Source organism: Streptomyces sp. NPDC001941, from assembly GCF_040296945.1.
GTDB lineage: Bacteria > Actinomycetota > Actinomycetes > Streptomycetales > Streptomycetaceae > Streptomyces.
The window spans coordinates 79,260-93,562 of the sequence record NZ_JBEOYE010000004.1; the positions used below are offsets into that span (position 1 = coordinate 79,260).

Sequence of the window (14,303 nt, forward strand, 5' to 3'; positions counted from 1 at the left end):
CGGCTGACAGCTAACGTTCGCACGCGACGCCCCGTCCGAATGACTCGGACGGGGCGTCGCGCGTTCGTACGCGGCTATGCGCGTCGGCGCCTGCGGGAGCGCGCTCGTAAAACCGGTGGCCAGCCCCTACCCACGTGGGCGCCTCGGATAGCATGATCAGCCTCGCGATGTCCACGTCATCACCTGCTGTTCACGGGAAAATCGCGCCACGGAGCACAGAATTTAACCAATTTAATCAACGTTGAATAAACGGGTCGAACAATTGAAACTGATATCGCCGCGGGAAGTCTCGCCGACCAACTCCATATCCGTAGCCTCCGTCAAACGCCGCAGATCGCTGACCGCCCTCTGGATCAGTACGGGCGTCGTGACCCTCGCCCTCTTCATCGCACTGGAAATCGCCGCGCGCCGATACGGCGTATCGGGCCCGGCGACCAGCCTGGCGGAAGAGTTCGTACTCGCCCCCAAATCGGGGCCGGGACTCTATGCCGGACTGGCGTTGACGATGGTGGTACTCAGCCGACGTGAGCGATACGTCGCCGCTGGTGCCGCCATCGCCATCGACCTCTTCTTCATCCTGTTGCGGTGGGCGCTCCACGACGAGCTGAGCTTCGGCAACGGTGCACTGTGGGTGATGCTGGGCTGCGCGGTGACGGCCGTGGCGCGCCGTACCGGCGGCGACCGCGTGCTGCTCCTGAAGGGCGTCGGGCTCGGCCTGCTGCTCATCGTCGGGGGCAAGGTCGGCGGCACCTGGCTGCTGATCACCTCGCACACCCGCCCGTTGGTGCTGGACCAGTACGTCGCGACCGCCGACCACGCCCTGGGCAACCCGTCGTGGCTGGTGGGCCGGGTCGTGGAGTGGAGCGGTTCCGTCGGGTCGCACCTGCTGGACTTCGTGTACGACCAGCTCGCGGTGGCGGCCGTCCTCGTGGCGCTGTACCAACTGCGCAACGTCGTACGGGACCGGGCGTTCCCGGTCCACCACCTGGTGCGCACGTTCCTGGTCATCGGCCTGGTCGGACCCGCGATCTACATGATCTTCCCGGTGGTGGGGCCGGTCTTCGCCTACGGTTCGCACGGCGGGGGCTGGGCGGTGGCGGACGTGTGGCCGCACGCCCTGGCGTTCGGCGCTCCGCAGCACATGCCGTTCGACGCCGTCACACCGCGCAACTGCATGCCGAGCCTGCACACCGCGTGGTCGACCGCGCTGTTCATCCATTCCCGCAAGGGACCGAGGCTGTTGCGGTACGCGGGGACGTTCTGGCTGGTCGCCACGCTCTCGGCGACGCTCGGCTTCGGCTACCACTACGGCGCGGACCTCGTCGCCGGCGTGGTGTTCACACTCACCATCGAGGCCGCTCTGCGCGCCTACGACAACAACTGGGACCGCAAGGGAATCGCACTGGTCGCGTACGGTGTGACGGTTTTCGCTGGTCTTCTGCTCGCTTACCGTTTCGCCGCGACGGAAATGGCCGCGTACCCGTGGTTCTTCGGTCCGCTGTTGATCCTCGTACTGCTTTCGGTGATCTACGCGTTCGTACGGACGACGAAACTGTGGAGCGCCGTCCCCGTCCCGGCGCCGCGTGCGGCGGAGCAGCAGCTCGTGCGTGAGCCCGAACTCGTCTGACCTCGTCCGGCCTCGTCCGACCTCGTCCGGACAGAGGGCAGGTCGAGGTGGGGTGGAGATCAGACGGGCGGTACGCGGTTCCTGGCCGCGTACCGCCCGTCGTTGTTACGTCCCCCTGCTTGCTCCTGCTCGCGGTTACTCCTGCTCGCGCGAGCGGGTCCGCCTTCTGACCTGGGCCACGAGCATGCCGCCGAGGGTCACCAAGAGCAGGGCGACCAGGCTGTAGAGCAGCTTCGCCTCCGTGCTCATGCCGGTCTTCGGCAGGGTGCTGGGGGCGTCGTGCGATGCGGGGCCCACCTTCCCGAAGATGTCGTGGAGGCGGCGCTGCTCCTCGGGCGACAGGTTCTCGTAGTGGTGGATCAGTTGGTCGACCACCTGGTGGATGTCGACGTGTCCCGTCCCGCCGTCACGACCGTCCTTGCCGTCGCGCCCGGGACGCCCGTCGGCGCCCGGCTCCCCCGCCTCGCCCATGGCACCGTCGAGTCCACGCGGACCGGCCGGGCCGACGGGGCCTGCGGGGCCGGGCAGACCGTTCGCTCCGGCCCGCCCCGCGGGACCGACCGGGCCAGCGGGACCCGCCGGGCCCTGCGCACCTGCCGTCCCGGAGGCGCCGTCGGCACCGCGCTCACCCTGCGATCCCTGCGCGCCCGTCGGACCCACCGGACCGGGAGGTCCGGGCGGACCGGGGTCGCCCTTGGCGGCAACGTCGGAGACGGGGCCGGGCTCGCCCCGCTCGCCCCTGTCACCCCTGTCGCCCTTGTCGCCCTTCGGTCCGGGAAGGCCGGGGAGCCCGATCGGGCCCTGTTCACCGGGAACACCCTGTGCGCCTGTGGGTCCCGCCGGCCCGGCGGGGCCTTGCGCGCCCGTGGCACCGGCAGCTCCGTCGACGCCGTCCTGGCCGTCCTGGCCGTCCCTACCGTCCTTGCCCGGGTCTCCCTTCGCTCCGGCCGGCCCCTGAGGGCCTACGGCGCCCGTCGCGCCGGGATCACCCTTCGGTCCGACCGGACCGATCGGACCTTGTTCGCCCTGTGCGCCTGTCGGGCCGACCGGGCCCAGAGGGCCCTGTGCGCCGGTGGGGCCGACGGGGCCGAGCGGACCCCTGTCTCCCGTATCGCCCTTCGGGCCGACCGCTCCCGTGTCACCCTGCGCCCCCGTAGGACCAACCGGGCCCACCGGGCCGAGGGCACCCGTGTCACCCTTCGGCCCTACCGGGCCGAGCGGTCCCGTAGCACCGGTCTGTCCCTCAGGCCCAATGGGCCCAATGGGCCCAATAGGTCCGGCAGGTCCGGCAGGTCCCGCGGGTCCAACAGGGCCCACGGGACCGAGCGGCCCGGTTGGGCCAGCCGGTCCGATCGGCCCCAACGGCCCGGTCGCCCCCGTTGCCCCCGTTGCCCCGACAGGACCGTCCGGGCCGACGGGACCGACAGGACCCACGGGACCCACCGGGCCCTGTGCGCCCGTAGCGCCCGTAGCTCCATCGGCTCCCGCCGCCCCGGTCGCACCCGTCGGTCCCGCAGGGCCGGTCGCACCCGTCGCCCCGGTCGCGCCCGCAGCACCCGTCGGACCGACAGGCCCGGTCGCACCCGTACCACCCACCGGGCCAGTAGCGCCCGCCGAACCGGTCGGCCCCACTGCCCCGGTCGCGCCCGCCGCACCCGTCGGCCCCACCGCGCCGGTGGCCCCGGTCGCTCCCGTCGCTCCCGAAGGCCCCGTCGCACCCGTAGGGCCTCCCGGGCCCGTCGGACCTGTCGATCCCGTAGGGCCTGTCGGCCCCGTCGGGCCCGTTGGGCCCGTCTTCGTCACCGGTGGGTCGAAGGTGGACTCGCTGACGTCCGCGCTGATCGGGCCGTTGTCGGAGGTCTTCGGGTCGGAGGTGCTCGCGTTCACCCACGCCTGGTTCATCGGGAGGTTGGTCGCGGTCCCGCTCATGGTGCCGTTGACCGCGATGTTCACCGAACCGCCCGCCGGGATGGTGGGCACGGGGCAGTCGAACTGGGTGCCCGCACCGCCGCCGAGGGTCGTGGCCGTGCACGGGCCGCCGCCCTGGACCACGGACGCCTGGGGGTTGAGGACGGTGGGCGGGATCCGGTCGTGGACGACGACCCCGTACGCGTCGTCCGGTCCGGCGTTCGTCACCGTGATCTGCCAGGCGACGCTCCCGTTCGGGGTGACCGACTTGGTGATCATCTTCTTGGTGATGTTCAGGTCGGCCACGGGCGGCTGCTGTACGGCGCGGACGTTCGCCAGGATGGCGCCACAGGCCGCGCTGGCCCGCGTCTCCTTCGACGTGAAGGTGATCGTCGGATCGTCCGTCCCCGCGGTGAAGGTGTACGTACTGTCCTGCCACCTGCCCGTGTTGAGCGTGGGGACGCCCAGCGTGGTGTACGACGTCGTGGGTCCGCCCGTGCCGCTCACGGTGAACGGCTGTCCGGTCGACAGCTGGGCCGTGGTGCAGCCGTTCCAGGTGTTGGGGCTGTTGCCGAAGGTGACCGTGACCGTCGCTCCGCGCTTGATGCCGGTCAGCTGCTGGCTGAGGCTGATGGCCGCGCCGCCGTTGAGGTCCACGGCCTGCAGTCCGTCCGAGCGCTTGGCCATCGCGGCGGAGTAGACCTCCGTGGTGCCGTTCCAGTTCGGCACCGCGACCGAGGTGAAGCTCTGGTCGCCGTTGGCGACGGCAGGGCTGCCGAAGGTCCCGTTCGTGACGGGGACGGCGACGGGCGCCCCGCTGCCCGCGTGGGCCGCCAGGGAAAGGGACGTGGCCTGGAGCGTGACGAGCAGCCAGGACAGGGCGGCGACGCGCTTCACCGTACGGCGGGAGGCCGGGTTGTTGCAGTGCACCGAGTTCTCCAGATGGACGGGGGAGGGAACGCAAGCAACACAGGTGACGGACCGTCACTCCCCGGTGGGAGGCGGGGAACAGCGGCCGACGTCTCCGTCTCCGGGAAGTGTGAAATCCGTACAGCTGAAAATCCGGTTACGACACGCATGCGCCATTAGATGTCGTTATGCGATCTCTTGGGGTGTTGCTGTGCGACCTCTTGGGGTGGTGCTGTGCCACCACTCGCCGCTGCCATCCCTCCAGTGGCACGGGACTCGCCGGCACAGCCCCTCCCGCGCCTCCCGGGCGCCACCCCCGTCAGGCTGTCAATTCCCGACAACTTCGCGCGGCAACTGCGTCATCAGGGAACTAATAGCGGACATATGCCAAAGGCAGGGGACCGCGTGCGCTGGGATGGAGCACACGCCATCGCCGGAGCCCCTGGAGGCACCATGCGCAAGACGGCCGGCAACGGGGCCTCGGGCGATCCCGTACCGGAGGACACCCCGGCCCCCGCGCCGTCGTACGCCTCCCCCACCGCCTCCCCCGTGCACCCCCGCGAGCGCGGCGGGCACGGCGGCGTCGACGAGCGGTTCCGGGGCGACGAGCGGTTCCGCGGGCTGCTGGAGGCCGCGCCCGACGCGATGGTCATCGTCGACGACACCGGGACCATCCGGCTCGTCAACGCGCAGACGGAGGCCCTCTTCGGCTACCGGCGCGAGGAGCTCCTCGGCCGGCCGGTCGAGCTCCTCGTCCCGGGCCGCTTCCGCGCGCACCACACCCACCACCGCGACGGCTACACCGCCAACCGGCAGGTCCGCCCCATGGGCGCGGGCCTCGAACTCCACGGCCTGCGGCGCGACGGCACCGAGTTCCCCGTCGAGATCAGCCTCAGCCCCCTGGAGACCGCGGACGGGCTGCTCGTCTCCGCCGCCGTGCGCGACGTGAGCGAGCGCAAGGCGGCCGAGGAGCGCATCGCCGAGCTCGCCGCGCTCGTCGAGTCCTCGCAGGACGCGATCCTCGCCAACACCCTCGACGGCCGCATCACGTACTGGAACGCCGCGGCGCAGCGGCTGTACGGGTACACCGCCACCGAAGCGATAGGGCGCCACGTCGCCATGCTCGCCCCGCCCGGGCACGCGACCGAGATCGGCGCCCTGCTCAAGCGCCTCGCGCACGGCGAGAAGGTCGAGCATTTCGAGACCCTCAGGGTCACCCGTCACGGACACCTCCTGGACGTGGACGTCACGTTGTGGCCCACCCGGGCGCCCGACGGCGCGGTCATCGGTGCCTGTGCCATCGTCCGGGACATCAGCGACCGCAAGCGCGCGGAGGCCGAACTCACCGCCCTGTACGAGCAGCAGCGCCACATCGCCCTCACACTGCAACGGAGCCTGATGGGCACCCCACCCGCCATCCCGGGCCTGGCGACGGCCAGTCGCTACCTGCCCGCCACCCAGGGCGCCGGCGTGGGCGGCGACTGGTTCGACCTGGTCCCCCTCGGCGCGGGGCGGGTCGGCGTCATCATCGGCGACGTGATGGGGCGCGGCCTGGAGGCCGCGGCGGCGATGGGGCAGTTGCGCTCGGCCGCGCACGCGCTGGCCAAGACCGGTATGGAGCCACGGCAGTTGATGCAGGCCCTGGACACGTTCGTCACCGACCTGGACCTGCCCGACCAGCTGGTGACGTGCGCGTACCTGGTCATCGCGCCCGAGGCGGCGGAGGTGATCGTGTGCTCGGCCGGGCACCTGCCGATCCTCATCGCCGCTCCCGGGCAGCAGGTGCACACGCTCCCCGTGCCGGTGAGCGCGCCGCTCGGCGTCGGGGGCATCCCCCACCAGCAGACGCGACTGGACATCCCTCCCGGGGCCACGCTGTTGTGCTACACGGACGGGCTGATCGAGACCCCGGACAGCGACATCGAGACGCGCCTGTCGGAGCTGACGGCCGCGTTGCAGAACGCCTTCGAGAGGACCAGCTGTCTGGAGACGGCCGCGGACCGGGTGCTGTCGTGCCTGCTGCCCGACGCCCACGCGCACAACGACGACGTGACCTTGCTGCTGACCCGGTTGCCGCAGGCGCCGCTGGCCTCGGCGACGGCTGACCTCCCGGCGGTCGCGACGTCGGTGTCCGAGGGGCGGGCGTTCCTCGGCAAGGCGCTGACGGCGTGGGGGTGCACCAGCCGGGCGGACGACGTGCGGCTGTTGCTGTCCGAGGTGCTCACCAACGCCGTCCAGCACGCCCGGGGTCCCCTCGTGCTGCACGCACGGCGTACCGCCTCGGAGCTCACCGTCGAGGTCACCGACCGCAGTCCGCAACTCCCTCAGCCCAGGCTGGCGTCGGCGGACGAGGAGTCGGGCCGGGGGCTGCTCCTGGTGGACGCGCTGGCCACCAGTTGGGGCGTGCGGCCGGGCGACCCGGGCAAGACGACGTGGTTCACGATCCGCTTGTGACGCACCGCGCCCCGCGTCGACCCCTACCGCCTCTACCCCTGCCGCCTCTGCTTCTGTCGCCGCCGCCTCCGCTTCCACCGCCTCTACCTCTACCGCGCTTCCATGAAGCGGTCACACTTACCCCGAACCGCGTTCATAAACGTGCGTGTTCGCAGGATAGTTCGAGCACCTTCAGGGCACACGCGGGTCTGGAGGTTGATAAACATGGTTCCCCTTCTTCTGGTTCTCCTGCTCGCACTGATCCTGTTCGGCGTCGGCTTCGCGGCGAAGGCACTGTGGTGGATCGCCATCATCGTGCTGGTGGTGTGGCTGATCGGTTTCGTGGCACGCCCGAAGGGCGGTAGCGCCCGCTGGTATCGCTGGTAGTCCGTCGCGGCACCCGCGTCATCGCACCCACGAGGGGGGACGTCCCACGTCCCCCCTCTGGTGTGTCCGGATGGTGTGTGCGGATGGTGTGTGCGGCCTCCGCCGGCCCCGGGCCCCTCCGGGCCGAGGCCGTCACCCCACGGTCAGACGGGCGCAGTCGGTGACGACCGATCCCAGGCTCCCGTGCCTGTGCAGCAGCTCCCGCTGCGTCCGTGCGCCCGTCCCGTCCCGCAGCAGCCGCTTCAGCGCGTCCTCGGCCCGCTGCAGGTCGCCGGCCCGTTCGAGGTCGTCAGCCACGTGGTCGAGGAGGGCACGCACCACGTCCTCGGCCGGAGTGGGCCGCAGGGTCACCGGGTGCAGCAGCTCCCCGTCCAGTCCGGAGCGGGCCGCCCGCCAGGTGGCCAGGCGCAGCAGACTGACCGGGTGCTCCTCCGGGGCCCGGCCCGTCCGGGCGTCGCGCGCCGCGCGTTCGACCAGTCCCCGGGCCAGGGTCGCGATCAGTACGGTGTCGCGCGCGTCCAGGCACACGTCGGCGACCCGGATCTCGACGGTGGGGTAGGTGTGGGAGAGGCGTGCGTCGAAGTAGACCATGCCCCGGTCGCGCAGTACTCCGGTCGCGACCATGTCCGTGACGACCTGGTGGTAGGTGTCCGCCGTGCCGAACAGTTCGACGGGCCCGGCCATGGGCCAGCGGCCCCACACCTGGCTGCGGTAGCTCGCGTACCGGCTGTCCTTCCCTTGCCAGAAGGGCGAGTTGGCGCTGAGTGCGACGAGGACCTGGAGCCACGGCCGGATGCGGTCGAGCACGGCGACGCCCTCCTCGTCCGACGCCACGGAGACGTGGACGTGGCATCCACAGGACAGGAGTTCGCGCACGGGCAGGCCGAAGTGCTCCTGCATCCACAGGTAGCGGCTGCCGGGGTTGACCGAGGGGCTGACGGGGAGCGGTGAGGTGGCGAGGGCGGCGACGGCCGCGCCGGACTCCGCGACGCGTTCGCCCGCCTCCCGTCTGCGGGCGGTGATCTCGTCCCCGAGCGCGTCCATGTCGTCGTGCGGGCGGGTGGCGAACTCCAGCTGCTGGCGGTGCAGCTCCTTCTCGAACGCCTCGTCCCCGGCACCCCCGCCACCGCCGTCCGTCCCGCCCTCCCCCTCCCCCGTCATCCGGTCCAGGACGGCGGAGGGCAGGGCTCGTGGTTCGCCCGTCTCCGGGTCGACGAGCAGGAGTTCCTCTTCCACACCCACGGTCCGCATCTGATTCCCTTCGCGACGGCGTGAGGAGCCGGTACCCCCGTCGCCCGCGCCGAGACCCGGCCGGGTGCCGCGGAACACACGGCCGATTCCGCGGGGGCGTACCGGGCGCGTGGCCGCGCGCCGCGTGGGTGCCGGGGCGTGCGCGGCGGATGTGACGGGCCGCACCGGGTACGCGCACGGGATGACGACCGAGAAGCGTGCCGCCCTGCCCGAGGAGCGCGGTGTACTGTCCGCCGCCGTGGTCCGCCGCCTGCGCGACGACGCCCGGCTGCCGAGCGACGACCTCGCCTGGAGCGCGGACCCGTACGGGGACGACCTCCAGCTGGCCCTCTACCTCTGCTACGAACTGCACTACCGGGGCTTCGAGGGCGTCGACGACGCCCATGAGTGGGATCCGGCCCTGCTGGCGTTCCGCAGCCGGATGGAGGGGCGCTTCCTGGACGCGCTGCGCGAGGAGCTGCCTGCCTCGCGCAGTCCGCACGACGTGCTCGCGGACCTGTTCGACCCGCCGGGCGGGTCCCGGGAGGGGGCTTCCGGTCTGGCGGAGCACCTGGCGGGCGCGGGAACCGGTCGGCAGGTGCGGGAGTACGTGGTCCAGCGCTCGCTCTACCACCTCAAGGAGGCGGACCCGCACGCCTGGGCGCTGCCCCGGCTGCGGGGGCGGGCGAAGGCGGGTCTGGCGGCGGTGGAGTTCGCCGAGTACGGCAGCGGGCGGGCGGAGAGGGTGCACGCGCGGCTGTTCGCCCGGCTGATGGAGGACCTCGGCCTCGACCCCTCGTACGGGCGCTACCTCGACGCGGCGTGCGCTCCGGCGCTCGCGTGCGTCAACCTGATCACCCTGTTGGGGTTGCACCGCTCGCTGCGCGGTGCGCTGGTGGGGCACGTGGCGGCGGTGGAGCTGACCTCTCCGCCGGACTCGCGCAGGCTGGCGGAGGCGATGCGGCGGGTGGGGGCCGGCGGGGCGGCGGCGCGGTTCTACGACGAGCACCTCAAGGACGACGCGGTACGGGAGCAGGTGGTGCGGCAGTCCCTGGTCGGCGGGCTCCTGGAGCAGGAGCCGCAGCTGGCGGCGGACGTCGTCCTGGGGGTGGAGGCGAATGCCCTGCTGGAGCGGCGGCTGGCCGCGCACCTGCTGACGGCGTGGCGCGCCGGCGCGTCGTCGCTGCGCCGCCCGGAGCCGGGCCTGCTGCGCGCCGCCGGGTGAGGGGGAGGTCAGGAGTCCGGGCCCGGCGCGCGCGGGGGCGCCGGGGCCGTTCCGCCGGACATCGGGCCCCACAGTCCGACGGCGTCGACCAGGGCGAAGAGGTCGTCGTCGACGGGGTCGGCGGGTGCGGCGCGGTGGTCGGCCCGGAGCAGGTGTTCCGCCTGGGCCGACGGGTCGGCCAGGATCTGCTCGGCCTGGGCGACGGGGTCGGGCGTGGAGTCGCTGAGGGGATCGGTCACGCGGCAGAGGGTTCCGTTCGGCCGGGGCGCCAGAAACCTCCGCTAGGCCAAGCGGGGCCCTGACACGCCCCCGGTCGGGGCTTCCGGGGCGGCGTGCGTGGGGCCCGTCATGTCTTCGGCTCGCGTGGTGGCGCGGTGTCGGCGGGCGTCGGGGCACGTGACCGGGGGAACTGTCGGGGCACACGACCAGGGGCCTGTACGGATCGGACAGCCGTCGGGTCAGCGGCCGAAGGTCGGCGGGGCGCGGTCGGACGGCCGTCCGGTCAGCCGCCGAAGGTCGCCGGGGCGCGGTCGGACCGCTGTCGGGTCAGCGGCCGAAGGTCGGCGGGGCGCGGTCGGACGGCCGTCGGGTCAGCCGTCGCAGGCGCCTGGGCGCGGTGGGGCGGGTGGCAGGGCGAAGGCGTAGCCGCGCTGTGCGCCGCACCAGGTGCACGTACCGCTGAAGCGGCAGATCCGGTGTCCGTCGTCCTCGACCACGATGTTGCGCCACCGGCAGCGGAACTCGCCGCACGCGCAGGCCCGTTGGGCGACCTCGGCGAGGGCCGCGACATCGGTGGACCAGCCGCGCTCGGGCGGGGTCCCGTGTGACGGGTCGCCCCCGCCGGCGCCCTCGTCGACGGGCAGTCCGGCCTGTCTGCGCCGCCACGCCGCCGCCTCGACGGTCACGCTTCCGGTGCCGCCGCAGTCGATGCAGGACCCCGGGCCGCCCCGGCCTCCCCAGCACCAACACCTGTCGTCCCCGACGGACTTGGCGCGGCCGGAGCCCTCGCAGTCCATGCACGCCGTCCAGCCGTGGCACTCGTCGCACAGGACCCGGTCGACGGTGCTCAGGGTGTAGCGCGGCTGGCGCAGCGCGCGGCCGGAGAACACCACCGGCGTCCATCCGGTCAGCGTGAGGACTCCGGGTCCCGCGCCCTCGTAGACCGACACCTGGAACTCGCCGTGGCGCGCCGTCGCCCAGGTCTCCCCCGCCACGCCGCGGTGCGACAGTCGGGCCTGCCAGCCCGCGGCGGTGAAGGCGTCCGCCACCGCGCCGGGCCCGACTCCCGCCGGGCGGTCGGCGGCGCCGAGCGCCAGCATGAACAGGGCGCGCTCGCCGACCGGTTCGGGATCGCGCAACCGCACCGGGTCCGTCCACTGCCGCACCAGTACCGCGCTCGACTCCGGGAACACCGCCCCGGTCACGTACCTGAGGCGGCCGTACAGCCACGCCGCGCCGTCGGCCAGCGACGCGCTCCCGGCTCCGTCCGGCCCTGTGGCCCCTTCGTCCATCTCCGACGTCTCCCGCCACTCGGGGCACCCCGCACTGCCCGTCCCTCACACGATCACTGACCGTGCAGACGAGGGGGTCGTGGGAGACGGTTCCCCCGGGGCGGGAGGGTCACCGGATGGTGTCAGCGGCCGAAGGTGTCGATGCCCTCCACGATCCAGCGGCCGTTCCGCTCGACGACGTCCACCGCGAACATGGCGCCCGCGTAGACCCCTTGGTCCGGTGCGCCCGTGGCCTTCTTCCCCTTGGCGGGCTTGGCGGGGGCCGCCGTGCTCACGCTGCTCTGGTCCGCGTAGACCAGGACGCGCGCCCGGTCACCGTCGATGCGCTCGACGGCGCTGTCGGTCACCGTGGTGGTGATGACCGTCTTCTGCTTGGCCGCCTGGGCGAGCACCCCGCCGATCAGGTCCTTGTGCTGGGCGACGGCCTTGCCGGTGAGCAGGGTCCTGGCCGCCTTCTCGGCGGCGTCCGGGGCGGCGTAGTCGTACGAGAAGAGTGCCGCGACGGCCTTGCCGGTCTGCCCCTTGATGTCGCTGGTGCGGGCCGGGTCGGTCAGCGCGGTGTTGGTGCGGGCCGGGTCGTCGCGCAGGGCGGTGGCTCGGCTGTGGGCGAGCCCGGCGAAAGCGCCGAGGAGCAGGGTGAGTACGCAGAGGACGGCGAGGGCGACGGCGGGGCCGCGGCGGGCCTTGTCACGGGCGCCCGCCGGCTCGGTGGACTCCGCCTCCGGGGCCGGTGCGGTGTCGAGGCCCTGGGCGCTCCCGGACTCCTCTGAGGTCTCCGCGTCGGCTTCCCGCGGCCGCGGCGCGCGCAGCCGTACCGCCGTCCCCTCGGCGGGCAGTACGTCCACCGGGGCGGTGCGGGTCGCCTCCTGCTCCGGGGCGGTGGTGGCGGGCTGGCCGTCGCGGGCCTGGCGGCGGCGCTGGCGGTTGATCAGGTGGCGGGTGGTCGACATCGTGCGGTCCTCTCCGGTGCGGGCGGCTGGCGTGGGGCGGGACCGGTCAGCCGGTCGACGCGCCGCCCACGGGGGCCTGGCCCAGGGCGCTGAGCTTCCAGCGCCCTTCGGCGCGGGTGAGTTCGCCGAGCATGCGGCTGTCCTTGTCGGAGCTCTTGTCGTCCGCCGTGCGCACCGTGACGCGCAGCGCGACCAGCAGGCGCGCCCGGCCCGCGCGGTCGTCGAGCTCGGTGATCGCCCCGGACAGCACCCGGGCCGTGGTCACGGTCTTGGCCGCCTTCACCTGGGTGGCGAACTCGGTCCGCCCCTGCGCGAGTTGGCTGTGCAGGTCCCCGGTGGTGGAGGACTCCCACAGGTCCAGGCCCTGGTCCACCTTGCTGTGGTCGAGGGTGTTGAGGTTGACGACGGCTTGTTCGCCGGCCTCCAGGGCCGTGTCGCGCTGGGCCGCGTACCCGGCGGAGTCGTCGTGGGAGGCGTCGTACCAGTCCCATCCGGTCCAGGCGGCGAACCCACCCGCGAGCAGGGTGAGCGCCAGCGCCGCGGCCAGGAGCGGCCGGGTTCCGGTCAGGGCGCGGACGCCGCGTGCCATGGGGTGCTCCTGTCTCCCGCCGGGGTCGGCGGGGCCTTGAGGGTGGTACCGCGTGCGGTGTTCGTGTGGTGCGGGGCCGCCGGGCTCGCGGGTCCGGGGGCTCCTTCGGTGCGCGGGTCAGCGGGTCAGCGGGTCTTGATGTCGACGATCTGCCAGCGGTTCTCGTACAGCCGTGCCGTGACGTTCAGTTGGGCGGCCGAGCTGGTCGGGGTGCCCTTGGCCCGGGTGGACGTCTGGTCCAGGAAGACCAGGACGTGCGCGGTGTCGCCGCGCAGGTCGATGACACCGGTGCGTACGGCCTGGGTGGACAGGGTGATCCCCTGCTGGGCCAGGCTCTGGCGGACCTGTGCGAACAGCTCCGTGTACTGGCGTGCGGCGCGTCCCGCCAGGACGGTCCGCGCGGACCGTTCGGTGGCGTCGGCACCGGTCGGCGTGTACGAGAAGACCCGCGCGAGCGCGTCGTTGACGTCGCCGCCGACGCGGGTGGTGGCGGCCGCGTCGGTGAGGGCCTGGTTGCGGGCCGAGGGGGTGGAGCGCAGTTGGTGGGCGCCGTAGAAGAAGGCGCAGCCGCCGATCAGGAGGATGGCGGCGACACCCCCGATGACGGCGCGCCGCCAGACGTCGGCACGCCGGGCGCGGGGGGCGGTGGCGTCGGAGTCCGCGTCCGCATCGGCATCGGCATCGGCATCGGCATCGGCATCGGGAAGGTCGGCGGTGTCGCTGTCTTCGGGGTCTTCGGGGCCTTCGGCGGCTCGGGGCGCTTCGGGGCCGTCCGGCTCCGCTGGTGCCGTCTCGTCAGGCATGGCGGCCGCCACTTCCGTACTGGTGTCCGCCGGTTCCGCCACGGCCTCCGGCATCTCCTCGGCGTTCCGTGACGCGCCGTTCGTCCTGCGCAGCAGCCGGTTCACTTCTTCCCGCTCCCCTCGGCCGTGCCCGTTCCCGTCCCCTTGTCCGGCGCGGCCCCGGCGACCGGGACCGCGCTGAGGGCCTTGACCTTCCAGGTGTCCTCGCCGGTGCGGTCCAGGACGGCCTCCAAGCGCTTGCGGTCGCTGGTGGCCTTCGTGGCGCCCTGCGCGGTGACGTCGACGCGTACGGTCGCGATGAGCTTCGCCGTACCGGCGCGGGTGTCGAGCGCCGTGACCGCCGCGTCGGTGACCGTGGCGCGGGCGGAGGCGCCCGTGGTGGGCTCGGTGGTGCCCAGCTCCGCGCGCAGCGGTCCCGTGGACGCCTCGCGCCAGGCGGCGATGGAGTCCTCGGCGTGGTCGCGGGTGGAGGCGTCGAGGGTGTTGAGCACGGCGAGGTGGTGGCGGCCCTGTTCCAGGGCGGCGTCGCGGGCCCGCCCGTAGGCCAGGTCGTCGTCGGTGCGGGCCTGGGAGTAGGTCCAGGCACCGGTGCCGCAGAAGGCGAGGGCGACGGCCAGGGCTGCGCCGGTGAGGGCTCGGGTGCGCCCGGCCGGACGCGTCGGGGCGGGTCCCCGGGACCGGGACGGCCGGCCGAGGCGCTTCATCGACTTGATCCGCTGCATCGGCTTCAT

12 protein-coding genes and 1 pseudogene are annotated in these 14,303 nt (G+C 73.0%); 4 read left to right on the plus strand and 9 right to left on the minus strand.

From position 1 onward, the window contains the following. Positions 1-304: 304 nt before the first annotated feature. Positions 305-1,627, plus strand: a complete 1,323-nt coding sequence (locus tag ABT160_RS05450; RefSeq protein ID WP_502984165.1) for a phosphatase PAP2 family protein — start codon at positions 305-307, stop codon at positions 1,625-1,627. Between the two features lie 135 nt (positions 1,628-1,762). Here the strand turns inward: ABT160_RS05450 and ABT160_RS05455 are convergent, their stop codons facing one another. Both ABT160_RS05455 and ABT160_RS05460 read right to left on the minus strand, forming a co-directional pair. Then, positions 1,763-2,098 carry a hypothetical protein gene (locus ABT160_RS05455; protein ID WP_351644209.1) on the minus strand — a complete coding sequence of 112 codons (336 nt, stop codon included), beginning with the start codon at positions 2,096-2,098 and terminating at the stop codon, positions 1,763-1,765. 1,437 nt (positions 2,099-3,535) lie between these two features. Next, positions 3,536-4,465 (minus strand): annotated as a pseudogene (locus ABT160_RS05460) (DUF642 domain-containing protein); the annotation flags it as partial. Between the two features lie 432 nt (positions 4,466-4,897). Between ABT160_RS05460 and ABT160_RS05465 the strand changes: the two are divergent. Both ABT160_RS05465 and ABT160_RS05470 read left to right on the plus strand, forming a co-directional pair. Further along, positions 4,898-6,898, plus strand: coding sequence for a PAS domain S-box protein (locus ABT160_RS05465; protein WP_351643822.1), 2,001 nt, complete (start codon positions 4,898-4,900; stop codon positions 6,896-6,898). 204 nt (positions 6,899-7,102) lie between these two features. Beyond that, positions 7,103-7,264, plus strand: a complete 162-nt coding sequence (locus ABT160_RS05470) for a DUF5670 family protein (RefSeq protein WP_351643824.1) — start codon at positions 7,103-7,105, stop codon at positions 7,262-7,264. A gap of 132 nt (positions 7,265-7,396) precedes the next feature. Here ABT160_RS05470 and ABT160_RS05475 read toward each other — a convergent pair whose 3' ends face one another. Further along, positions 7,397-8,515, minus strand: coding sequence for a glutamate--cysteine ligase (locus ABT160_RS05475; protein WP_351643826.1), 1,119 nt, complete (start codon positions 8,513-8,515; stop codon positions 7,397-7,399). Positions 8,516-8,696: 181 nt separating this feature from the next. Between ABT160_RS05475 and ABT160_RS05480 the strand changes: the two genes are divergently transcribed. Then, on the plus strand, positions 8,697-9,719 hold the full coding sequence (locus ABT160_RS05480; RefSeq protein WP_351643829.1) for an iron-containing redox enzyme family protein: 1,023 nt from the start codon (positions 8,697-8,699) through the stop codon (positions 9,717-9,719). A gap of 8 nt (positions 9,720-9,727) precedes the next feature. Here the strand turns inward: ABT160_RS05480 and ABT160_RS05485 are convergent, their stop codons facing one another. From ABT160_RS05485 to ABT160_RS05510, 6 genes are all read right to left on the minus strand, one after another. Beyond that, complete coding sequence (locus tag ABT160_RS05485) at positions 9,728-9,958, minus strand: hypothetical protein (RefSeq protein WP_351643831.1); 231 nt, start codon at positions 9,956-9,958, stop codon at positions 9,728-9,730. A gap of 351 nt (positions 9,959-10,309) precedes the next feature. Then, complete coding sequence (locus ABT160_RS05490) at positions 10,310-11,230, minus strand: hypothetical protein (protein WP_351643834.1); 921 nt, start codon at positions 11,228-11,230, stop codon at positions 10,310-10,312. A gap of 122 nt (positions 11,231-11,352) precedes the next feature. Continuing rightward, on the minus strand, positions 11,353-12,180 hold the full coding sequence (locus tag ABT160_RS05495) for a hypothetical protein (protein ID WP_351643836.1): 828 nt from the start codon (positions 12,178-12,180) through the stop codon (positions 11,353-11,355). Between the two features lie 46 nt (positions 12,181-12,226). Continuing rightward, positions 12,227-12,769 (minus strand): Rv1363c family protein, encoded by a 543-nt coding sequence (locus ABT160_RS05500; RefSeq protein ID WP_351643839.1) that lies wholly within the window; start codon positions 12,767-12,769, stop codon positions 12,227-12,229. A 125-nt stretch (positions 12,770-12,894) separates the two neighbouring features. Further along, positions 12,895-13,572 (minus strand): hypothetical protein, encoded by a 678-nt coding sequence (locus tag ABT160_RS05505; RefSeq protein ID WP_502984166.1) that lies wholly within the window; start codon positions 13,570-13,572, stop codon positions 12,895-12,897. Positions 13,573-13,673: 101 nt separating this feature from the next. Continuing rightward, complete coding sequence (locus ABT160_RS05510) at positions 13,674-14,276, minus strand: hypothetical protein (protein ID WP_351644198.1); 603 nt, start codon at positions 14,274-14,276, stop codon at positions 13,674-13,676. Positions 14,277-14,303: the final 27 nt, after the last annotated feature.